This window comes from Roseomonas sp. BN140053 (assembly GCF_047690175.1).
Lineage (GTDB): Bacteria > Pseudomonadota > Alphaproteobacteria > Acetobacterales > Acetobacteraceae > Roseomonas.
Genome location: NZ_JBLLEB010000013.1, coordinates 29306 through 51749, shown reverse-complemented (window position 1 = coordinate 51749; position 22444 = coordinate 29306). Strand labels below are relative to the sequence as shown.

At 73.2% G+C, this 22444-nt stretch carries 12 protein-coding genes; 1 reads left to right on the top strand and 11 read right to left on the bottom strand.

The genetic code is table 11. From position 1 onward, the window contains the following. Nucleotides 1-2 precede the first annotated feature (2 nt). From ACLIBK_RS13745 to ACLIBK_RS13705, 9 genes are all read right to left on the bottom strand, one after another. Nucleotides 3-758 (bottom strand): ABC transporter ATP-binding protein, encoded by a 756-nt coding sequence (locus tag ACLIBK_RS13745; RefSeq protein WP_415387836.1) that lies wholly within the window; start codon nucleotides 756-758, stop codon nucleotides 3-5. Beyond that, on the bottom strand, nucleotides 748-1761 hold the full coding sequence (locus ACLIBK_RS13740) for a branched-chain amino acid ABC transporter permease (RefSeq protein ID WP_415387835.1): 1014 nt from the start codon (nucleotides 1759-1761) through the stop codon (nucleotides 748-750). The genes ACLIBK_RS13745 and ACLIBK_RS13740 overlap by 11 nt, the downstream gene beginning before the upstream one ends. Beyond that, the gene (locus ACLIBK_RS13735) at nucleotides 1758-2621 is read right to left on the bottom strand and encodes a branched-chain amino acid ABC transporter permease (protein ID WP_415387834.1); all 864 of its coding nucleotides are present in this window, start codon (nucleotides 2619-2621) and stop codon (nucleotides 1758-1760) included. The genes ACLIBK_RS13740 and ACLIBK_RS13735 overlap by 4 nt, the downstream gene beginning before the upstream one ends. A 25-nt stretch (nucleotides 2622-2646) precedes the next feature. Beyond that, nucleotides 2647-3828 carry an ABC transporter substrate-binding protein gene (locus ACLIBK_RS13730; RefSeq protein ID WP_415387833.1) on the bottom strand — a complete coding sequence of 394 codons (1182 nt, stop codon included), beginning with the start codon at nucleotides 3826-3828 and terminating at the stop codon, nucleotides 2647-2649. 229 nt (nucleotides 3829-4057) lie between these two features. Next, nucleotides 4058-5401: an MFS transporter gene (locus tag ACLIBK_RS13725; RefSeq protein ID WP_415387832.1), complete on the bottom strand. Its 1344-nt coding sequence runs from the start codon at nucleotides 5399-5401 to the stop codon at nucleotides 4058-4060. 150 nt (nucleotides 5402-5551) lie between these two features. Continuing rightward, complete coding sequence (locus ACLIBK_RS13720) at nucleotides 5552-6262, bottom strand: SDR family NAD(P)-dependent oxidoreductase (RefSeq protein ID WP_415387831.1); 711 nt, start codon at nucleotides 6260-6262, stop codon at nucleotides 5552-5554. Nucleotides 6263-6320: 58 nt separating this feature from the next. Then, on the bottom strand, nucleotides 6321-7247 hold the full coding sequence (locus ACLIBK_RS13715) for an alpha/beta hydrolase (protein WP_415387830.1): 927 nt from the start codon (nucleotides 7245-7247) through the stop codon (nucleotides 6321-6323). Further along, nucleotides 7247-8731 carry a flavin-containing monooxygenase gene (locus tag ACLIBK_RS13710; RefSeq protein ID WP_415387829.1) on the bottom strand — a complete coding sequence of 495 codons (1485 nt, stop codon included), beginning with the start codon at nucleotides 8729-8731 and terminating at the stop codon, nucleotides 7247-7249. The genes ACLIBK_RS13715 and ACLIBK_RS13710 overlap by 1 nt, the downstream gene beginning before the upstream one ends. Nucleotides 8732-8772: 41 nt before the next feature. Next, on the bottom strand, nucleotides 8773-10401 hold the full coding sequence (locus tag ACLIBK_RS13705; RefSeq protein WP_415387828.1) for a GMC family oxidoreductase: 1629 nt from the start codon (nucleotides 10399-10401) through the stop codon (nucleotides 8773-8775). A 43-nt stretch (nucleotides 10402-10444) separates the two neighbouring features. Here ACLIBK_RS13705 and ACLIBK_RS13700 point away from each other — a divergent pair, with 43 nt between their 5' ends. After that, nucleotides 10445-11461: a LysR substrate-binding domain-containing protein gene (locus ACLIBK_RS13700; protein ID WP_415387827.1), complete on the top strand. Its 1017-nt coding sequence runs from the start codon at nucleotides 10445-10447 to the stop codon at nucleotides 11459-11461. Between the two features lie 139 nt (nucleotides 11462-11600). On the opposite strand, the gene ACLIBK_RS13695 is transcribed toward ACLIBK_RS13700, so the two are convergent. Both ACLIBK_RS13695 and ACLIBK_RS13690 read right to left on the bottom strand, forming a co-directional pair. Then, nucleotides 11601-14594: a CHAT domain-containing protein gene (locus tag ACLIBK_RS13695; protein WP_415387826.1), complete on the bottom strand. Its 2994-nt coding sequence runs from the start codon at nucleotides 14592-14594 to the stop codon at nucleotides 11601-11603. After that, the gene (locus ACLIBK_RS13690; protein WP_415387825.1) at nucleotides 14594-22426 is read right to left on the bottom strand and encodes a filamentous hemagglutinin N-terminal domain-containing protein; all 7833 of its coding nucleotides are present in this window, start codon (nucleotides 22424-22426) and stop codon (nucleotides 14594-14596) included. Before ACLIBK_RS13690 ends, ACLIBK_RS13695 begins: the two co-directional genes overlap by 1 nt. Nucleotides 22427-22444 lie beyond the last annotated feature (18 nt).

Below are 22444 nucleotides of genomic sequence, written 5' to 3'. Positions count from 1 at the left end.
CCTCACGCCGCCTGGCGCCCGAGATACACCGCCCGCACCTCCGGGTCGGCGGCGATGGCAGCGGGCGGGCCGCTGGTCAGCACGGCGCCGGCCACCAGCACCGTGATTTCCCGGGCGAAGCGGAACACGAGGTCCATGTCGTGCTCGATCATCACCACGGCGATGTCGGCCGGCAGCTGCTCGGTGATGGCGTGGATGGCGTGCGCCTCGCCGGAGGGGACACCCGCGGCGGGCTCGTCCAGCAGCAGCACGCGCGGGCGCAGGGCCAGCGCGATGGCGATCTCCAGCAGCCGCTGCTGGCCATAGGGCAGGCGCGACACCGCCTGCGCCCCGGCCCCGGCCAGCCCGACCGCGGCGAGCCAGCTCTGCGCTTCCTCGCAGCAGCGGCGCCAGGCGGCGCCGTAGCGGAACATGCGCCAGGCCAGGCGGTCGCGCTCGGCGATGGCGACCGCCACGTTGTCGGCCACCGTGTTCTCCGGCAGCAGCGTGTTGAGCTGGTGGGTGCGGACCAGGCCGCGGTGCACCCGGCTTTCCGGCGCGAGGCCGCCGATCTCCTCGCCGTCGAGGCGAACCGTGCCGGCATCGGCGCGCAGGGTGCCGGTGAGCAGGTTGATCAGCGTGGTCTTGCCCGCGCCGTTGGGGCCGATCAGCCCCAGCCGCGCCCCGGGCGCGAGGTCGAGGTCCACCGCGCGCGCCACGGCCAGGGCGCCGAAGCGCTTGCTCAGGCCGCGTACCTGCAGCACCGGCTCAGCCGTCACGGGAGACCCCGCCGCGGCCCAAGGCGCGGCCGGCCATGTCGGCCAGGCCCATCAACCCGTTTTCCAGGAACAGCACCACGACGATCAGCAGCGCGCCGATGGCGAACATCCAGCGGAACGGGTCGACCTCCGCCGCCACGTCCTGCAGCACCAGGTACACCACGGCGCCGACGAAAGCGCCGTAGAGCCGGCGCATGCCGCCGAGCACCAGCACCACCAGCACCGTGCCCGACATCAGCAGGCCGAGCGAGCCGAGGCCGACGGAGCGCGTGGTCTGGGCGGCCAGGGCGCCGGCGCTGCCGGCCATGGTGGCCGACAGGGCGTAGGCTGCCACCAGCCGCCACCACACCGGCGTGCCGACCGCGCGCATGCGGCGCGGGCTCTGCCGGATGCCGTCCAGCGAGCGGCCGAAGGGCGAGCGGAACACCCGGCGGCTGAGCAGGAACCACAGCAGCAGCACCGCCAGCGCGTAGAGATAGGCGGTCTGGCCCCAGAGGTCGAAGCGGAACAGCCCGAGCACGGGGTCGAGCCGCGGCAGCTGCAGCCCGTCATCGCCGCCGGTCAGGGCGTAGAACTGGTTGGCGGCTTCCGCCACCAGCGCCGCCACCGCCAGGGTGAGCATCATCAGCGTCATGCCCGCCGTGTGCAGGATCAGCATGCCCGACAGCGCGCCGAACACCCCGGCCACCAGGCTGGCGAGCAGCAGGCCGAGCAGCGGGTCGGTGCTGAGGTGCAGCGCGCAGGCGCCGGCGGCATAGGCGCCGATGCCGTAGAAGGCGGCGTGCCCCAGCGTCACGATCCCGGCGTGCCCGAGCGCGAGGTCGAGCGACAGGGCGAAGAGGATCATCACCAGCACGCTGGTCCCGAGGCCGAGATAGCTGTCGGCCAGGGCATAGACCGCCAGCGCCGCCGCCCAGGGCAGCAGCGCCAGCAGGACGGCGCCGGGCGCGGGCAGCCGGGCGCGCAGGCCGGGAACACTCACGCGCAGGCCGGGCGCGCTCACGCGGTGGCCCGCGCGGGCAGCAGGCCCTCGGGCCGCCACAGCAGCAGCAGCAGCACGAGGCCGTACAGCACGTAGGCCGCCGCCCCCGGCAGCAGGTACTTGCAGGCCGTGTCCACCACCCCCAGCACGGCGGCGGCGGCGAAGGAGCCCTTGAAGCTGCCCAAGCCCCCGATGCCCACCACCACCAGGAACAGCACGAGGTAGCGCAGGGCGTAGTAGGGATCGAGCGGCAGCATCGGCGCCCCCAGCACCGCGCCCAGCCCGGCCAGCGCGCAGCCGGCCGCGAAGGTGAGGGTGAAGAGCCGGTCCACGTCCACGCCCACCGCCTGCGCCATGCGCGGGTTGTCCACCGCCGCGCGCAGCCGCGCGCCGACGGGGGTGCCGTCGATCACGAACCACAGCCCGGCCAGCGTGGCGAAGCCGGCGCCGATCAGGAACAGCCGGTAGGTCGGGTAGTCGCGGTAGCCGATGGACACCAGGCCATCCAGCACCGCCGGCACGGGCAGCGTGCGCAGGCCGGTGCCGAACAGGGTGGTCAGGGAAGCGATCACCACGAAGCAGATGCCGAAGGTCAGCAGCGCCTGCGGCAGTTCCCCCTTGCGGTAGAGCGGGCGGTACAGCAGCCGCTCCGTCACCGCGCCCAGGGCGGCGCAGAGCAGCATCGCCCCCAGTGCCGCGGCGGCGAAGGGCAGCCCCGCCCCCAGCAGCGTCGCGGCCGCGTAGCCGCCGATCATGGCGAAGGCGCCGTGCGCCAGGTTCACCACCCGCATCAGCCCCATGGTGACGGTGAGGCCGACGGAGATGATGAACAGCACCATCCCGTAGGCGAGGCCGTCGAGCAGGATCGTCAGGTACGACATCGCGCCGCGCGTTCCGTTCGGCGGCTCAGGCCGGGTTCTGGTCCTTCCAGGGGTCGCGCACCATGGGAAAGGTCGCGATGTTGACGTTGACCAGCCGGCCGTCGCGCTGCTCCACGCGGCGAAGGTAGATGTTCTCGACGATGTCGCGCTCGCGCGCGTCGATCTGGATCGGGCCGCGCGGGCTGTCGAAGGCCAGGCCCCGCCAGGTTCCCAGCGCCTGCTGCGCCGTCACCCGCGGGCCGTGCGCCGCCACGGCGCGGTAGATCAGCTCCATGCCGTCATAGGCGCCGACGGACGCGAGGTCGGGCACCGTGGCCGGCCCGAACATCTCCACCAGCTTGGCCCGCAGCGCGAGGTTGAGCGGGTTGTCCACGGTTTCGGTGTAGTGGAAGGCGGACACCACGCCGAGCGCGTCCGGCCCCACCAGCGGCAGGTCGATCTCCTGCGTTTCGGCGGTGCACAGCAGGCGGATACCGGCGGGCTTCAGCCGCGCCGCCCAGGTGCGGATCATGCCCACCGCCGGCGGCCCGCCGGGCGCGAAGATGAAGATGGCGTCGGGGCGCTGCGCCGCGACGCGCTCGAAGAACGGCGAGAAGTCGGTGGTGGCCAGCGGGATGCGCATGGATTCCAGCACCGTGCCGCCGCCGGCGCGAAAGGCGCGCAGAAAGGCGGCCTCGGAATCGAAGCCGGCGGTGTAGTCGGACACGGCGGTGACCACGCGGCTGACGCCGTTCCGCAGGCCCCATTCCGCGATCGGCTCCGCCACGGCCGGGATGGTATGGCTGGTGCGGACGAACATGGGCGAGCGGCGCGTGACGAAGGCGGTGGGCGCGTTGAAGATGACGGTGGGGATCGTCGCTTCCGTCACCAGCTCGGCCACGGACAGGATGTTGGGGGTGAAGACGTAGCCGCCCAGGAAGCGCACCTTGTCGCGCAGGATCAGCGCCTCGGTCAGCTGCTTGGCGCGGCTGGGGTCCGCGCCGCCGTCGTCGCGGTAGATCACCTCGATCGGGTTGCCGTCCACCGTGCGGCCGCGCTGCGCCTGGAAAACCTGGATGGCCTGGCGGAACTGCTCGCCCCAGCGGGCGAAGGGGCCGGAAAAGGTGCCGACCACGCCGACCTTCACCGTTTCCGCGGCCCGGACGATCGCCGGCGTGAAAAGAGGGGCCGATGCCGCTGCGCCCAGCAAGCGACGCCTGGTGGTCATGGCGCTTCTTCCCCCGGTTATCCGCACTCGGAAAATACGGTCCCTTTCGTCGGACGATGGCAGGCGGCTCGTTGTGATGTCAACAGCCTTGCAGGACGCCCCGCCTTTCCCCTGTTCCGGGTGCGGTGCGGCGGGACGCCCGTCCGGATCACGGCGTGCGGTCGGGCCGTGATCCGCAGCGCTGCGGCGATGCCCTGTCGCGCGGCAGGGCATCGCCGCGGTGCGCCCGCTACGATGCCACTTCCACGGCGGCCGGGAAGTGCTGGCGGGACAGCCACATCTTGAAGAAGATCACGAACAGCGCGCCCACGAAGGTCGCGGCCCCCGCGACGAACATGACCTGGCTGGGAGGCATGCCGAAGCCCAGCATCATGCCGACGATGGCGGGCGCGCAAACCTGGCCGACCCGGCCGACCGCCATGGCGAGGCCGACGCCGGTGCCGCGGATAAAGGTCGGGTAGAGTTCGGCCGCGAGCGCGATGGCACCACCGGTGCCGATCCCGACGAAAAGGCCGACCAGGCCGATGCACAGGGCCGCGGCCGGCACGGAATCGACGCTGTATCCCAACCCGACCGTCGCGATGCAGCCCAGGATCAGCGCAGGGACCATGGCCGGCACGATGCCGAAGCGCTCGATCAGCCGGCCGGCGCTGCCCTGGCCGATGAAGCCGCCGAGGCCGTTGAAGGCGACCACGAAGGCCGTATCCGCCGGGGAAACGCCGCTCATGCCCATCAGCGCCGGCGTCCAGAGCGTGACGAGGGCCAGCACGCCGAAACCCATGAAGAAGGTCACCCAGAGCAGGACGGTGCCGACCGCCCGGCCGTCACGGAACACCGCCTGGAAGGAGGTGCGGTGGACCTGGTCCTCATCGACCGTCAGAACCGTGTCGTTCGTGACCCCGGTGTTTCCCATGCGCCGGAGGATGCCGCGCGCCGCCCCCGTGTTGCCGCGCTGCGCGATCAGGAACTTCAGCGATTCCGGCAGCCAGATCGCCAGGATCACGGCGATCAGCAGCGGCACGAAGCCGCCCAGGTAGAAGATGGCCTGCCAGCCGAATTCGGGAATCAGCCGCGAGTTCACGAAGGCCCCCACCATGGCGCCCAGGGGGAAGAAGGCCCACATCAGCGTGACGAAGCTCGCCCGGTGCCGCTTCGGCGTGTATTCCGCGGTCAGCGAGATGACGCAGGGCGTGGCGCCGCCGAGGCCGATGCCGGCGAGGAAGCGGCACAGCAGCAGCGTTTCGAAGCTGCCGGCAAAGGCCGTCAGCAGCGTGAAGACGCCGATCATCAGCGCCGCGACGATCAGCAGGCGCTTGCGCCCGACCTTGTCGGCAATGGCACCGAAGGAGATCGCCCCCACGGCCGCGCCGAGCAGCGCTGCCGAGAAGACCGGCCCGAGGCTGGGGATGGGCAGGCCGAGCGACCGGGCGATGAAGGGTGCCGCGACGCCGATCGATTGGGTGTCGATCCCGTCGAAGAAGTTGACCAGGCCGCACATGGCGATCACGGCGACCTGGAGGGCGCTGACCGGCCTGTCGTCGATCAGGCGCGAAACATTGAGTGTTCGTGTCATCCTTGTGTCCTCTCTCCCTTGTTCGCTTTTCTTCGCGTTCGGCCCGTTCGGCCGAGCGATGTCCCGCTTCCATGTCAGCGGGACGGGTGTGTTTGCCTCGCGTCCGCCGAGCGGGTTCCCGCCGCCAGACCCGGTGGCTCCGTGTTGCGATCAGTACGCCATGGTGCCGCCGTCCATGGGCAGCACCACCCCGGTGATCGAGCGCGCATGGTCGGACGACAGGAAGGCCGCGCCTTTCGCCAGTTCCGAGGGCGTCACGAGGCGCCCGAGCGGCACATGCTTGCTGGCAGCCTCGGCCCCGCCCTGGCGCTCGCGCAGCACGGCGCCTTCGCCCTGCATCGGCTGCGACACGAAGCCCGGCGCGATCGCGTTCACGCGCACGCCGCGCGGCGCATAGGCCACGGCGAAGGCGCGGGTCATCGCTTCCACCCCGGCCTTGGTGGACTGGTAGGCGAAGGAGCCCCGGATGCGCCCGAGAAAGGCGGACATGCTGGAGATCAGCACGATCGACGCCCCATCGGCCATGTAGGCACCCGCCACGTCGCAAATGAAGGCGACGCCCTTCAGGTTGACGTCGATGGTGGTGCCGACGGCGGCGAAGTTCTGCGCGCCGGGGTTGGTTTCGAACAGGACGCCGTGCGCCACGACGAGGCGGGTGATGGAGCCCTTCTCCGCCGCGAAGCGGAACAGGGCCTGGACGCTGTGCGGATCGGTCACATCCGTGGGCACGAAGGAGCCGCCGGGCGGCGCATCGCCCTTGAGATCGGCCGCCACGACATGCAGGCCGGCGCCTGCGAACTCTTCCGCCATGGCTCGCCCGATCGAGCCCGCACCGCCGGTGACGATGGCCACGTCCGTCATTCGGTTCTTCCCCCTCCCCTTCTTCGTTGATGGCAGCCTGCGTGCCCGGCCCAGCGGGTCACGCCCGTTTGAAAGCGGCTCCCGTCGCCGCGGCCGCATCGTCCATCGCGGCATTCGCGCTGTCCGCCATCGCGTACATGCGCGCGAAGCCGTGCATCAGGTCGCCGCAGTCCCTGAGCTGAACCGGGACACCCACCGCGGCCAGCGCCCGGGCGTAGGCGCGCCCTTCATCCGCCAGCACGTCGTGGGCGGCCACGGCGATCCAGGCCGGCGGCGCCTTGGCCAGGTCGGCCCGGTGCAGTGGCGCGATCCGCGGGTCGCGCCACTGTTCCGGGGCCGCGTAGTGGCGGAAGAACCACCGCATGTCGGCGCTGGAGAGCAGGTAGCCTTCGCCGAAGTCGCGGAAGCTCGGCCGGGTGAAGTCGGCGTCGACCACCGGGTAGAACAGCACCTGCAGCCGGATCCCGACGCGGTCCGCCAGGTCGAGCGCCGAAACGGTGGCGATGTTGGCGCCGGCGCTGTCGCCCAGCAGGACGAGGCCGGCCGGCAGCCCCAGTTCCCGCACGCCTTCCTCCGCCGCCCAGCCGATCGCGGCCGCGGCGTCGTCCAGGGCGGCCGGAAACGGGTGTTCCGGCGCCAGCCGGTAGTTCACCGCGAGAATGGCGCAGCCGCTGCGACGGGCGAATTCGCGAAGGAAGGCGTCGAAGTCGTCGAGCTCCCCCAGCACCCAGCCGCCGCCGTGGAACTGCACGCAGAGGCCCACGGGCGTTTCGGGCACGTAGAGGCGGCACGGCACCTCGCGCCCCGCGTGCCGGATCAGCCGGTCCTCGACCCGCGGCAGTGCCGGTCCCGTGCCGAAGGCGGCGCGGGGGCGTGCGAATTGCCGCCGCGCCTCGGCCGGTTGCAGGCGGCTGAGGGGAGGCGCGCCCGCCTGGAAGGCCAGCAGTGCCTTCAGGGCGGGATGCAGCTCCCCGTGCCCGGCCATCACGCCTCGACCCGCTGGGGCGAGAAGACCAGGCCTTCCCGCGTGTGGGCAGCGCTTTCCGCGCGGAAGGCCTCGATGGTGCCCGGCCAGTGGGTGAAGATCTTGCCCGTGCCGCCAGCGCGGTACCAGGACTCGCAGTGGACGAGGACGCTGTTCGTGGCGCGTGCCTGGATGGCCGCGTTGAAGGCGTCATGCGCGTCGGGGCTGACCTCGACGGTGCCGGCCTCCTCCGCCCGCATCTCGGCCAGGACATCGAGGATGACGCGCAGCTGGGATTCGATGAAGTCGGTCGCCGAGGCCCCGCTGACATTGGGGCCGTTGATCACGAAGAGGTTCGGGAAGCCCTTGACGAAGGTGCCGTAGAAGGCTTCCGGGCCGTCGCTCCAGAGGTGTTTGAGGGGCTGCCCGTCGCGGCCGTGGATGTCCAGCGCGCCCAGCATGCCCACCGGATCGAAGCCGGTGGCCCAGATGATGGCGTCCACCGGGTATTCGCGCCCGTCGCGATCGACGACGCCGCCTTCGGTCAACCGCACCACGCCGGAGCCGACCACGGTGACGCTGGGCCGGTTCAGGGCGGGGTAGTAGAGATTGCTGAACAGCGGCCGCTTGCAGCCGAAGGGGTATTTCGGCGTCAGCAGCTCGCGCAGCTTCGGGTCGTGGATGACCTGGTCGAAGTGCTTGCGCCATTCCGCCTGCTGCTGCGCGATGATCGCGTGGTTCATCGGGAAGCGGCCCTTGGCGATCAACTCGAACTGCTGGAACCAATGCTCGCGCCGTTCACGCTGCTGCTCGGCGAATTTCTCGGGGTCCGTGGTCTCGTGGTCGAAGAACAGGTCCGGGCGCGGCATGACGTAGGAGGGCGTGCGCACGAAGACCACCGTTTCCCTGGCGTGCTCGGCGGCATAGGGCACGACCTGGATGGAGGTGGCGCCGCCCCCGATCACGGCGACGCGCTTGCCTTCCAGCGAAACGTGCTCGGACCAGGCGGTGGTGTGCAGGCTTTCGCCGCGGAACAGCTCCTGCCCGGGCACCTCGGGCACTACCGGCTGCGACAGGATCCCGCCGGCCCAGACCAGGAAGCGGCTGCGCCATTCGCGGCCGTCGGCGGCGGCCACGCTCCATCGCTGGCGGCTCTCATCCCAGCGGGCCGCCCTGACCTCGGTGCCGTAGCGGATGCGGTCGGCGACGCCGTGGAGTTCCGCGAATTCCCGGAGGTAGGCCAGGATTTCCTGGCCGGGGGCGAAGTTCGTCGTCCACTTGCGGCCGGGATAGAAGCTCAGCGCGTACAGGTCGATCGGCGTGTCGCAGGCGACGTTGGGATAATGATTGGCGCCCCACACCCCGCCGAGACGGTCGGACCGTTCCAGGAGCACCACCCGCCCGGCGCCGGCCTCCAGCAGCTTGGCTGCCGTCGTGAGACCGCCCAGGCCGGCACCGATGATGACGAAATCCACTTCCTCCGTCCGGCTCATCATGGCGTTCATACTGCCCCCCTGTTCCGTTGGCGTGACATCGCGCGGTGGCATCAGGCTGCCGGCCGGCCCCGAAGGTGATCCGCCATGCGTTCCGCGATCATGATGACGCCGGCGTTGATGTTGCCGCCGATCATCTCCGGGATGACGGAAGCGTCGATGACCCGGAGCCGCTCGGCGCCGAAGACCCGCAGCCGGTCGTCCACCACGCCCTCCGCCGCGCTCGTCGCCATGGCGCAGGTGCCGAGCGGGTGGTGGGTGGTGAGCGCGCGGTTTCGGATGAAGCCGTCGAGATCGGCATCGCTGTTGGAGCAATCCGGGCCGGGAACCACCTCGCCGCCCATGAAACCGCCGAGCGCCGATTGCGCGGCGATGTCCCGCGCCATGCGGATGCCGTGGCGCAGCAGCCGCCATTCGTGGTCGTGCTGCAGGAAGTTCTGGTGGATGCGCGGCTGCGCCAGCGGGTCGCTGCTGGCGAGCGAGATGGTGCCGCTGCTCTCGGGCCGCAGCAGCACCACGCGCAGCCCGAAGCCGTCGGGAAAGCTGTTCGCGGCGCGGAGGTAGGGCTTGGCCGTGAGCGGCGCCGCGTTGAGCAGGAACTGCACGTCGGGCACGGGGGATGAGGCGAGCGGGCTGCGCAGGAAGGCGATCATGCCGCAGGGCACGTCGCTGGCGATGCCGGTGCCGCGCAACAGGGCCTCGGCCATCTTGCGGGCGATCCGGTCGTAGCGCATCGCCGCGTGGAAGGGGCCGGGCTGCTTGCGGCGGAACAGCAACACCGGCGACACGTGGTCGCGCAGGTTGCGGCCCACCTTCGGCAGGTCGATGGCGGTGGCGATGTTCTGGGCCCGCAGCTCGGCCGCCGGGCCGATGCCGGACAGCAGCAGGAGCTGCGGCGACAGGGCCACCCCGGCGCTGAGGATGACCTCCTTGCGCGCCATGACCCGGCGGCGCTCGCCGCGGTGGAGGTACTCGATGCCCTTGGCGGTGGTTCCCTCCATGATGATGCGGGTCGCCCGGGCGTGCATCTGCAGGTGCAGGTTGGGGCGCCGCAGCGCCGGGCGGAGATAGGCCACCGAGGCGCTGCAGCGGCGGCCGCGGCGGATGGTCGACTGGATGCGCGCGAAGCCTTCCTGCTGGGCGCCGTTGTAGTCGTCGGTCCAGGGATGGCCCGTCTCGCGCCCGGCATCGATGGTGGCCTGCACCAGGTCGTCCTGGTAGGTCGCGTATTGCGTGGACAGCGGGCCGTCGCCGCCGCGATACGGGCTCGCGCCGCCTTCCCAGCTTTCCTGCTTGCGGAACCAGGGCAGGATCTCGTCGAAGGACCAGCCGGACAGGCCGCGTTCCGCCCAGCCGTCATAGTCGCTGCGATGGCCGCGGACATAGGCCATCGCGTTGACGGAGGAGGAGCCGCCCAGCAGCTTGCCACGGGCGAACTCGACGACGCGGTTGTTGAGCGCGGCCTCGGGCTCGGTTTTCAGCCGCCAGTCGTGCAGCTTGCGCGAATACACCATGCCCCAGCCCAGCGGCACCTGGACCAGCGGGTTCCAGTCGCGGCCGCCGGCCTCGAGGAGGGCCACCTCGGTGCCGGGGTCCTCGGTGAGGCGTGCGGCGAGCACGCAGCCCGCCGAGCCGGCGCCGACGATGACGTAGTCCGCTTCCTGCGCCGACCTGGCCGTCATGCGCGTGCGATCGCCTTGAAAGACATGGATCCCCCCCCGCCCGGTGTTCCGGTTCTTGGCGTGCTGGAACGAGATTAGGGCTGGCCGGAATCGCCCAGAAGATGGCAGTTTCCGTGCACTGATCGTCGGCAGGCATCGGTTCATGAAGCTGCACCAACTGCGCGACGTGGTGGCCGTCGCGGAACGGGGAAGCCTTCGCGCGGCGTCCCGCCATCTCGGCATCGCGCAGCCCTCGCTCACCCGCAGCATCAGCGAGTTGGAGCGCGAGCTGGGCGTCGCGCTGTTCCACCGGCAGGCACGCGGCGTGGCGCTGACAACGGCGGGGCGGCTGTTTCTGCGCCGCGCGGCCTCCATCACCCGCGAGATGGAACGTGCCAAGGAGGAGCTGGACCAGTTCAACGGAACGGAGCAAGGCAAGGTCGTCGCCTGCCTGTCCGCCGTGCCGCACATCGCGTTGCTGCCGCACGCGCTGCGGCCCTTCGCGGCCCGCTATCCCGGGGTGCACCTGCACCTGATCGAAGGCGTGTACCCGCCGACCGAACCGGCCTTGCTCGACGGCAGCATCGACTTCTATGTCGGCCCGGCGCCCGAAGGTGCGCTGGCACCGGGGCTCAGCCGCGAGCTCCTGTTCGACAACCGCATCGTCGTGCTGGCCCGGCACGGGCATCCCCTGGCCCAGGCCCGGTCGCTGCAGGATCTCGTCGGGGCCGCCTGGATCTCGACCTCCTATACCCACTCAACGGCGGCCGAACTGGGCGTCCTGTTCTCGAGCCATGGGCTTCCGCAACCCCGCTTCGCGATGCGGACGCAATCCGCCTTTTCGCTGCTGATGGCGCTCACCAGCACGGACTTCCTGGCGATGGCGCCGCTGCAATGGACCGAGGTGGGGCTGTTCCGGCGCGGCATCATCCGCTTGCAGCTCAACGAGCCGCTGCAGGCTTCGCCGATCGTGCTGATTCAGCGCACCGGCCTGCCGCTGACGCCGGCGGCCCAACACTTCGCGGATCTCCTGCGGCGCGGCCACCGCGCGCCGCCGCAGGACGCCGATGCCCGAGCATGATCCTGCTGGGTGGGTGACCCATGCCTTCGGGAAGCAGGGGTTATCCGAAGGCTTCGCCGGGAGCTTCGGCCAGGTCCGCTCGCGCCGTCGGGCACGCTGACGAGGAGCGCCACGCAGCCGGGAGCCGGCCGCGGATGGGTCAGGTCGTGCCGCCCGGGGCAGTGCCCGGGCGGGGGCCGGGGCCGACCAGGGCGAAGGGGGCCCAGAGGGCGGGGTGGCTGGCGCCGGGGACGTTGCGCGCGAGGTCGAGCTGGGCGGCGCGCAGGGCCTCGGCCAGGGGCTGGCCGGAGTTGAGGTTGCGCAGGGTGAAGGCGACGATGCGGGTGGCGGCGACGTCGTTGACGTACCAGTGCGTCACCACCAGGGCGCGGGCACCGGCGTAGAAGAAGGCACGGGCCAGGCTGGACAGGCTCTCGCCGCCCGCGGCGCCGCCGCCGGTGTTGCAGGCGCTCAGGATCACCAGGTCCGCATCCAGGTTGAGGTCCAGCACCCCGGAGGAGGAAAGCAGCGCACCGGAGGCGTCGGGCGCATTGCCGGGCGCCGAGGTCAGGATGGTCGGGTCCGACAGGCAGGACAGCTCGCTGGGCAGGATGCCGTGGGTGGCGAAGTGCAGGATGCGGTAGTCGCGCAGCGGCACCTGCGCCACGGCATTGGCGGTGAAGGCGGGGCCGGTGCGGCGCTCGGCGGGGTTGGCGCCCAGCAGCTGGCCGGCGGCGGTCAGCTCCACGGCGGCGGTTTGCAGCGCCGGCAGGGTGGACAGCAGCCGGCCGCAGGCGGGGTCGGCCGGGAAGGTGCGGGCGGCGACGTTGGCCGGCACCGGGCGCGGGTCGCCGAAGCCGAACCAGGGCCGCGGGGCGCGCGACGGGGCGGTGCGGCGCAGCTCCACGAAGCTGGAGGGGGCCGGGACATGCGCCACCGGCAGGCGGGCCAGCAGGAAGCTGGCGCCTTCGTGCGAGCGGGGCTGCGGCGGCGCGGCTTCCACCAGCAGGCCGAAGGGGATGGAGAGCAGCGGCCCGGCGGGCACCACGATCAGCGACTTGGCCGCCGCCACGGGGGCGGCGACGCCGGCAAACAGGGCGCTGTGCAGCTGAAAGGCGGCCTCGGCGTCGAAGGGCTTGGCGCTGTCGCCGGATTCCACCCCGGCGCGGATGCGGGTCACCAGGGAGGCGATAGTCGCGGCATCGGCACCCAGGCGGGCGGCGGCGATCCGGCCGTCGGACAGCACAAAGGTCCAGCCGCGGCCATTGGGCGGCAGGGTGATCACCGCCAGCGCTTCGCCGGGGGCCAGCGCCGCCAGCACGTCGCGGGTGGAGGCCACGGACTGCACCAGCTGGGCGTAGCCGGGGGCGGCGGCCTGGGCGGCGGCGTCGGCCTCGGTGGCGCGCCCCTGGGCGGCGGCGATGCGGGCGTCGATCTCCGCCAGGGCGGCGGGGGCGCGGCCGGGGGGCGCGGTGCCGGCAGCGGCGTCGCGCTGGCGGAACAGCTCGCCCAGCTCGGCCTGGGCGGCCTCGCGCTCGCGGATGGCGTCGGCCACGGCGGGGTTGCCGCGGCTCTGGCCCAGGCGGGCGGCGGCGCGGGCGATCTGGGTGGTGGTGACGCCGCCCTGGGCCAGCTGGGCGGCCTCGATCGCCTCGGCCAGCAGGGCCTGGTCGGCACCGTCGGCGGCAAAGGCGTCCACGCAGGGGGCGATGCGCTGCGGCGTGGTGCCTTCGCGCAGCTCGCGCAGCACGGCGACGGCGTCGCGGCACAGCGCCATCACGCGGGAGGGCGAGGCCCCGCCGGCGGCCAGGGACTGCGCCTGGAGCAGCAGCGTATCGGCATAGGGGCGCGAGCGCGGCAGGCCGCGGGCGAAGCGGGCGGCGGAGCGGGCGAAATCCCCCTCCCCCGCGCTGCCGGTGCCGGCGGCAGCGGCAGCGGCCGCCCCGCCGGTGCGCGCGAGGCGGGCGGCCATGCTGTCGGTTTCCACCACGCCCGGCACCGCGGCGGCGAGGCGGGACGCGTCGCGTGCGGCGGCCTCGGCTTCGGCGGAACGGCCGGCGGCGCGCAGGATGGCGGCGCGGTTGCGGCGGGCTTCCACCACCCCCACCACGGCGCGGGATTCCAGCGCGTCCAGTGCCAGGCCGCCACCGCCCAGGGGGGCCAGCGCGCCGGAGGACGGGCCGGCGGAGGCCAGCCGGGCGCGGGCGACGCCGCCCCCGGCCGCGCCCGGCGGCAGGGCGGCGGTGTAGGCGGCCTCAGCCTGGGCCAGGGTGGCCAGGGCCTGTTCGGTGCGGCCGCGATTGGCCTCGTGCAGCCCGCGATGGTGCAGCAGCACGGCGGTGGCCAGCGGGTCGGCGGCGCGGGGGGCCAGGGCGGCGGCGCGGTTGAACAGCCCTTCCGCCTCGGGGAAGCGGCCCTGGTTGGAAACCTGCAGGGCCAGCCGCACCAGGGGGGCGAAGGTTTCCGGCGAACCGGCGCCGAGCTGGCGTTCCTGCACGGCCAGGGCGGCGCGATAGGCGGTCTCGGCGGTGGCGAAGCGCTCGGCCTGGTTGCTGTCGCGGCCCACCGTCATCAGCGCTTCGTACTGGGCGACGTCGTTGGAACCGAAGGCCTCGCGCGACAGCCGGCCGGCGAGCAGCTCCAGCGCGGCGGAGCGCGGCAGGGCGGCGTCGGCGGTGGCGAGGCCGGACAGCACGCCCACCGCGCGCTCCGCCGCGGGCAGCGAGGGCAGCACGCCGTCGGCCTGCCAGGCGCGGCCACCGGCATTGGCCGCCAGCACGAAGGCGGGCCAGCCGCCGGCCACGCGGCGGCAGTCCAGCAGCGCCGCGGGCTGGCTGCCCAGGATGGTCGTGGCGGCCGGGGCGCCGCAGGTCAGGCGGTCCGACACGCCGGCGCGCAACTGTTCCGCCAGGGCGGCGGCGGGCTGGGCCGGGGAAACCTCGCGCACCCGGGCGGAGGGGGAGTCCCAGGCGCCGCACAGGATATCCGCGCCGCTGCCGGAGCGGACCATGCGGCATTCCTCGCCGGCGGCGTCGCGGCCGATCGCCTCGGCGGTGGGGGTGCCGCCGGCGGAGCCGCCGACATAGGCGGAGGGCGGCGGCGACACGCAGCCGGCGGCCGCGAGCAGCAGCAACGGGGCGAGGATCGGGCGCATCAATAATCCTCCCCGCGGATGTCGGGCGGCGACAGGGCATTCTCCTCCGACCGGTCGCGCGGCAGGCGGATCACCAGGTCGGGCACGGGGGGCCGCAGCCGTTCCAGCGTCACGAGGTTGGCGGCGGGGTCCAGCACCGACACGGCCTGGCCGGGATTGTCGGCCAGGGTCACCGGCAGTTCGGTGAGCTCGGGCGGGGGCTCCACCACCACCGGGCCCTCCACCACGACCACCGGGTCCACCACCACCACCGGGTCCTCCTCCAGCACGATCACCGGGCGGCAGACCGCCACGCCGATGGGACAGCCGTTGAGGGTGAAGCTCTGCGCGTTCGGCGGCGGGTCGCCGAACACGGTGCCCCCTTCCCCGCCATTCACCGTGCCGCGCCGGCCCAGCGCCGCGGCCGCTTCGCCCGTCGTGCCGGCCACCGTGCCGAACAGGGTGGCGCGCAGGCCGTCCTGCACCAGCAGCGTGCGGGCATCCAGCGTGCCGTCGGCGGTGCCCACCGGGCCCAGGCGCAGCACCACCGCCGTGCGGGCGGCGTCCAGCCCGCCGAACAGGACCACCGGGGCGTCCACCAGCAGCGTACCGGCCGCCTCGGCGCGGCCGGCCAGGGTGGCGCGCTCCCCGGCGGACAGGCGGATGTCGCCGCCGGCGGCCAGCAGCCCGTTCAGCGCCACCTCCCGCGCGAGGAGGGACAGATCGCCGGTGCGGGCGATGGCGGAGCGGCCATTCACCGCCAAGGTGCCCGCCGGGGCAGACAGGCTGGTGACGGCGCCGGACACGGTGCCGTCCACCACCAGCGCGCCCGTGGTCTGGACGACTTCCAGCACGCCGCCGGCCGTCACCTGCGTGCCCGCCGGCACGAGGAGGCCGCTGCCGCCGTTGCGCAGGAGGATGTCGCCGGTGGAGGTGAAATCGGCCAGGGCGGCGACGGCGTTGTCGGCCAGGTCCAGCGCCGCACCGCCCGTGGCGAAGCCGGAAAGCTGCCCGGCCGACAGGGTGCCATTGCCGGTCTGCGCCAGCACGCCGGGGATTTGCAGCCGCAGGGTGCCGCCCGCCGTCACGGGACCGTCCAGCGTCAGCCCGCCCGCCGTGGCCAGGGTGAGGCTGGGCGCGACAACCGTGCCCAGCACCGGCACCGCGTTGCCGGTTCCCAGCAGCGACACGTCGCGGCTGGCGGAGAGTTCCAGCCGCGCGGCCTGCAGGGTGGCGCCCGCGGCCTCGGCGATGCCGCCGGTGCTGTCGAGCCCGATCGTGCCGCCGGGCACCGCCACCCGGCCTTCCAGCAGGAGGTCGGCGGTGTTGCGCAGGCGCAGGTCGCCGGCCGCGGTGCTGCCCGCGGCGGGGGTCAGGATGGCGTCGCCCAGGGCACGCAGCTGGTTGTCGCCCGCCAGGATCACCGGCCCGTCGGCCGCGAGATCCAGCCGATCTGCCAGCACCCGGCCGGCCCCCGGGGCGGCGATGCCGCCGCCCTGCGCGGTCAGCGTCACGCGCTGGCCGGGGGCGCTGATCCGGTCGGTCAGGACCAGCGGGCCCAGGACGCGCAGCCGCACCTCGCCGCCAGCGTCGACCGGGCCGAAAATCTCGACGGTGTTGGGCAGCAGGCTCGCGGTGTCGAGCAGGATGCTGCCGGCGGCGCTGATCTCCACCCGGCTGGTGCGGATCGCGCCGGAGGCCGTTTGCGTGAGGGCACCGTTGACGTCCAGCCGCACCGTGCCGCCCGGCACGGTTGTGGTCAGGCCGCCATCCAGCAGCAGGGCGCCGGTGTTGCGGAAGCCGATGTTCCCGGCCGCGGCGGAGGCGCCCAGGACGCGCACGGCGTTGTCGCCCCCCAGCGTCACCGAGCCGGCACTCGCCAGGAAGCTCAGCGTGTCGGCCACGACCCGGCCCGTGCTGGGGCCAATGCTGCCGACTTCCAGCCGCACCTGGTGGCCGGTGGCGTCCAACAGCCCCGTGAGGTCCAGCCCGCCGGGGCTGCGCAGGGCGAAGTCACCGCCCGAAGCGAAGTTGCCGATCGCGCGCACGGTGTTGGGCGCAGCGGTCAGGTCCACGCCGCCCGCGGCGCTGCCGGTCAGCGTGCGCACGTCCAGGACGTTCGCAGCGGTCTGGTTCAGAGCGCCGCCCACCACCAGCTGCACCGTCCCGGGCGCCTCGGTGCGGCCATCCAGCGTGAGGTCGCCCACCGTGGCGAGCGCGAAGCTGAACTGCCTGTTCAAGCCGTTCGTCGCGAGCTCGCCGAGCACGGAAATGTCGTTGCCGGGGGCCAGCAGCGTGACCGGGCCGAGGGAAGCCACCCGCAGCCGGTCGGCAACGAGGCTGGCGGTGTCGGCCTGGGTCAGCCCACCGATCACGACCAGGTTGATGGTCGAGGGCGTGCCGCCGTCGCCGCCCAGCGCCGCCACCGCGCCCTCCAGCGCCAGGGTGCGGTTGCGCAGGCTGAGGTCGCCCAGCGCGGTGGCGTCGCCCAGGGCGCGCAGCTGGTTGTCGCCGTCCAGCGCCACCGGCCCGAAGGCGGACAGGTCCAGCCGGTCCGCCACGATGCGGCCAAGGCCGACCTCGGTGATGCCGCCATCGTCCGTGACCAGGGTGACGCGCTGGCCGGGCGCGCTGAGCAACTCGCTCAGCAGCAGCCCGCCAGCCACGCGCAGCCGCACCTCGCCGCCGGCGGAGAAGTCGTCCAGCGTGCCGAAGCCGCTGGCCGCGGTGTCCAGGATGGCGCCGCCATCGGCGCGCCCGCCGAAGGAGCCGGCGCTGATGCCGCCGGTCGCGGTCTGGGTGAGCTGGTCCGAAACCTCCAGCCGCGCGCTGCCGGGGGTGGAGATGCCGCCGTCGAGCACGAGGTCACCGGTGTTGGACAGGGCGACATTGCCGCCCGCCGCGGTTTCGCCCAGCACGGCGAGGCGGTTGGTGCCGCGCAGGTCGATGGCGTCGCGCGCCGTCAGGGACAGGCGTTCGGCTTCCACGCCCGCGGTGCCGCTCCCGGTGATCGAACCGTTCAGGGCATTCAGCACCACCGACTGCCCGGGGGCAGACACCAACCCCGTCACCGCCAGATCGCCGGTGACCGCCAGGGCGACGTCGCCACCGGAAGCGAAGTCGCCCAGCGCACCCACCGCGTTGCTGGCGGTGGTCAGCTGCACGCTGCCCCCGGCGCTGCCGGCCAGGGTGTCAGCGGTGATGGTGCCCGATGCCAGCTGCGACAGCAGCCCGCCGGCCTGCAGCCGCACCGTGCCGCCGGCCACGTCCACCGGCCCTTCCAGCACCAGGTCGCCCAGGGTGTTGAAGCTGAATTCCGGCGCCGTCACCGACAGGATACGGCCGACATCGTTGGCCGGCGACAGCAGCTCGGCATCGCCGCTGGTGGACAGGCGCAGCGCGGCGGCCGCGAGGCGTCCGGTGGCCGCCTGGGTGACGCCCCCCACCGTGGTCAGGTCGATCGTGCTGCCGGGCGCGCTCACCGCGCCCTCGATCGCCAGCAGCGTGTTGTTGTTGAGGGTGAGGTCGCCGCCCGAAGCGGCATCGCCCAGGGCGCGCAGCGCGTTGGCGCCCGCAAGCGTCACGGGCCCGGTGGCCGACAGGTCCAGCCGGTCCGCGACGACGCGGCCGGCCGGGCCTTCCGCGATGCCGCCATTCGCGGCCGTCAGGGTCACGCGCTGGCCGGGCGCGCTGAGCAGGTCGGCCAGGGTTAGACCGTTGGCCACGCGCAGCCGCACCTCGCCGCCGGCGGAAAAATCGCCCAGCGTGGCGAACTGGTTGTTCGCCGTGTCCAGTGTCGCGCCGCCGCCAGCATTGCCGCTGAACTGGGTGGCGGTGATCACGCCCGCCGCGGTCTGGCCGAGCGCCCCGGTCACGTCGAGCCGCACCGGCCCCAGGGTGATGATGGGAACGGTGCCGCCGACCACGCTGCGGGCCGAAACCGGGCCGGCCAGGGACAGGTCCCCGAGGTTGCGGAAGGTGACCGCGGGCGTGCCGCCGCCGCTGCTGGCGCCCGTCAGCACCCGCACGTCGTTGTTGCCGGCCAGCGCGATGCTGCCCGAGGCGCTCAGGGCCAGGTTCTGCGCCGCCACCCGGCCGGTGCCGGTGGAGGCAAGACTGCCGCCCGGCACCGTCAGCGTCGCCGTTTGCCCCGCGGCGTCGAGGAAGCCGCCCAGGTTCAGCCCGCCACCCACCGTAAGGGCGAAGCTGCCATCGGCGGAATAATCGCCCAGCGTGCCGACGCGGTTGCCGGGGTTGTCCAGCGCCGTGACGCCGCCGGCGGTGCCGGTGAGGGTGCCGACGTCCAGGTCCGAGCCGCCGGACTGGCTGATGCTGCCCAGCGAGCGCAGGTCCAGCGTGTTCGCGGTGGCGACGCCGCTGTCGAGCTGGATCAGCGCGGCGGTGGTGACGGGGGCGGTGCCGAGAAAGGTGGCGGCGCCCAGGCGCAGCGTGTCGGTGGCGGTGACCTGGCCCAGCACGGTGTTGGAGAGCTGGAAGCCGGAGAAGGATTCCGTGGGCACGCCGACGCGCAGGCCGAGATTGCCGAAGGGTGCGATCTCCACCACCGCGCCGCTGATCGTGTCGGGGGCGGCGATGTCGAGGTCGCCCACGAGGAGCGACACGCGCCCGCCCGGGGCGGCGGCGCTGCCGTCCTTGAACTGCAGCAGCCCGGCGGTGCGGATGCCGATGTTGCCGGCCTGCACGGGGGAGCTGACCAGCAGATCGGTGACGCCGTTGTCGAGCCGGAAATCGCCCGCGGCGCGGTTGTCCCCCACCAGGGCGCCGATCGCGTTGCCGGGCTGCAGCGGGTCGCCCAGGTTGGCGCCGAACAGCACGGTGTCGCCGCCGGAGATCGTGCTCAGCCGCGCCGCCGTGACCGTGCTGCCGCCGCCGCCGCCCTGGAAGATGCCGCTGCTACCGCCGACCAGCGTGATGTTGGTGCCCGGAGCACCCAGCGTCCCCTGCAGGAACACGCCGCCGACGCCGTTGGAAGTGCCGCCGGGAGTCTCGACGCCGGCGCTCAGCGCCACGGTGCCGCCGGATTCCGTGGGCCGCACGACGCTGTCGGGGTTGAGGAACAGGTTGCCGCCGGAGCGCAGCGCGACGCCGGTGCGGCCCGTGATCGCGCCGTCCACGTCCAGGTCGCCCACCACGTCGATGCGCACACTGGTGTTGCTGGCGCTGACCGGCCCGGCGACGCGCAGGCTGGTGGTGTTGGTGACGTCCAGCTGCTCCGGCGCTGAAACCGCGCCCAGCGTGCCGATCCGGTTGTTGCCGGTGAGCACCAGCCGCTGTTCCGCCGTGGCAGCGAGGCTGGAGGTCTGGATCACGGAATCGGCGTCCTGGCGGATGCTGCCGACGCGCTGGTCCAGCGACAGGGCACCGTCCACGCGCAGCGTGCCGGCTGCCAGGGTGAGGTCATCCGAGCTGACGCGCCCGGAATTCACCAGCGTCAGGTTGCCGGTCACGGTGGAGGGGCCGAGCGTGCGGACGCGGTTCTCGTTGAACGGGGCGCCCGCTGCACGTTCGAGCCTGACGTCGCCGCCGGAGTTGAGGGTCAGCACACTGCCTTGGACCGCGTTGACGCTCGCGTTGGTCTGGACGATGCCGCCCCGGCCGGCGCCGAGGTCCACGGGGCTGTCGACGCTGCCGGCCGTGACGGTGGTCACGGAGGTGCCGCTGCCGATGGTGGTGCTGCTGGCCCCGGAGCGGAGATAGCCCGACAGCGAGATGCCGCCCGTGCTCGCGGGGTCCACGGCGTCAGTGGCGAAGTCGAAGCCGGCCTGCAGGCGGACGCCGTTGCCCAGCACCCCGGCATTGATCACCGTGGAGCCCGGGGCGACCGTGATGCTGCCGCTGGCGCGCAGCTGCACGGCGAAGCCGTCGGCGCTGGACGCCCCGAACACGTTGCTGGTGGCGCCACCGCTGATGTTGAGGTCGCCGCCCACCACGTCCACCCGGACGGAGGAGGAGCTGCTGCGGATGCTGTCGGCGACGTTCAGCGTGCCGAGGTTGCGGAACTGGATGGCGCCGGGAGCGCCCAGCAACACCCGGCCGACCTGGTTGTTGCCGGGCAGCGTGATGGAGGAGGAGTCGGAGGAGGCGCTCAGCTGCGCGGCGATGATGCCGGCGGTGGCGGCCTGGGTGGTCGCGGAGAAGCTGTCCAAAAAGACCTGATTGCCGGGGCTGCCGATGCCGTTCTCGCCAGCCACCGGCACCCGCAGGTCGGCGTTCAGGGTGATGGTGCCGGTGGCCACCAGCGCCAAGTCGCCGGCGCGCAGCCGCACCGGTTGGTTCACCACGATGTTGCCGGTGCTCTCGATGCCGGCGGCGAGGACCAGCCCGCCGCTCGTGGTGCGGTCCACCGGGGCGTTGACGGTGATGAGGTCGAAGGCTTCCAGCCGCAGGTCGCTGCCGTCGGCGAAGGTGTTGATGGTGGAGGCGTTGATCCGGGCGTTCTGCTCGCCCTCGCCGGCACCCAGCACGTTGTCGGCCAGTTCCGCGGGGCTGACATCGCCGCCGCTGGCCACGATCTCCAGCGTGTCGGGGTCCAGCAGCACCGTGCCGGGCCGGCCGGCCGGGGCCGCGGCATCGGCGGTGCCGGTGACCCGCAGGCCGCGGGCACCGGAAATTTCCACCGTGCCGCCATCGCCGCCCGCCGGGCCGCCGCGCGCCGAGGCTGCGCCGGCATGGCCGGTGAACCCGGTGGAATCGATCCGCACCGCGCCGCCATTGCCGCGCTCCGTGGCATCGGCCCGCACCGTGGCCCCGGCCGCCACGCCGACCCGGCGCGCGGTGCGCGGCGCCCCGGCCCGCGCCGCGGCGCCGACGCCGACACGCCCGCCACCGGCCGCGCCGGACGCGTCCACCCGGGCGGTGGGAGCCAGCCAGACGCGGTCGCCGGTGACGTCCACCGTGCCGCCGGCGGTGTTGGCCGCGGTGCCCGTTGCGCTGACCTCGCCCTCGATCCGCACGGTGCCGCCGGTGCCCTGCACCACCACGCGGCCGGTGCGGCCGGTGGCGGCGTCGGTGCCCGCGCTGATGCGGCCGCCGGCGCGCACGAGGTCCTGCACGATGCCGTCCGCCGCGGCCGCCGTGAGCTGCACCACGCCGCCGGCCGCATCAATGGTGCCGGTGTTGGTGACCAGGGCGCCGCCATCGGCGGGGGCGCGGGACACCGGGCGCGTCACCTCGATGGAAAGCAGCCCGTCGCCGTTGAGGTCCACCGTGTGCGCTTCGCCGCCGGCCAGCGCCACGCGGCCGAGCCGGGCGTTGATGGTGCCGCGGTTGGCCACCTGCGGCGCCACCAGCGCGGCCAGCCCGGCTTCGCGCACGGTGATGCTGCCGTGGTTCTCGATGCGCGCGTCGGGGCGGCCGGGGCGGTCGAAGTTCATCCGCCCGGCCATGAAGTTGCCGTTGGAAATGTCGGCGGAGGACACGATCAGCCCCGCCGCGTCCACCTGCGCGCCCTGCGAGAACACCACGCCGGACTGGTTGACGATGGCGACCTGGCCGTTGGCGGTGATGCGGCCGGCGATCTGCGACGGTTCGGGCGTGGTGACGCGGTTCAGCGTGATCGAGCGCGCGTTGGGCTGCTGAAAGGCCACGGTGTGGTCGCGGCCGACATCGAAGCGCTGCCAGTCGATCACCGCGCGGTCGCTGGACTGGTTGACCTGGGTGCGGGCGGCGTCCTGGGCGATGCCCGCGACGCCCGCCGTGACCTGCCCGCCCTGCGGCCGCGCATTGGGCGCCTGGGCGAAGGCGGCAGGGGACAGCACGAGGTGGCAGGGCACCAGCGCGGTGCCGCAGAGCAGCGCGAGGCGGAGACGGCGGTTCGGCATCGGCGTGGCCATGGCTCGGCGCTTCCTTCC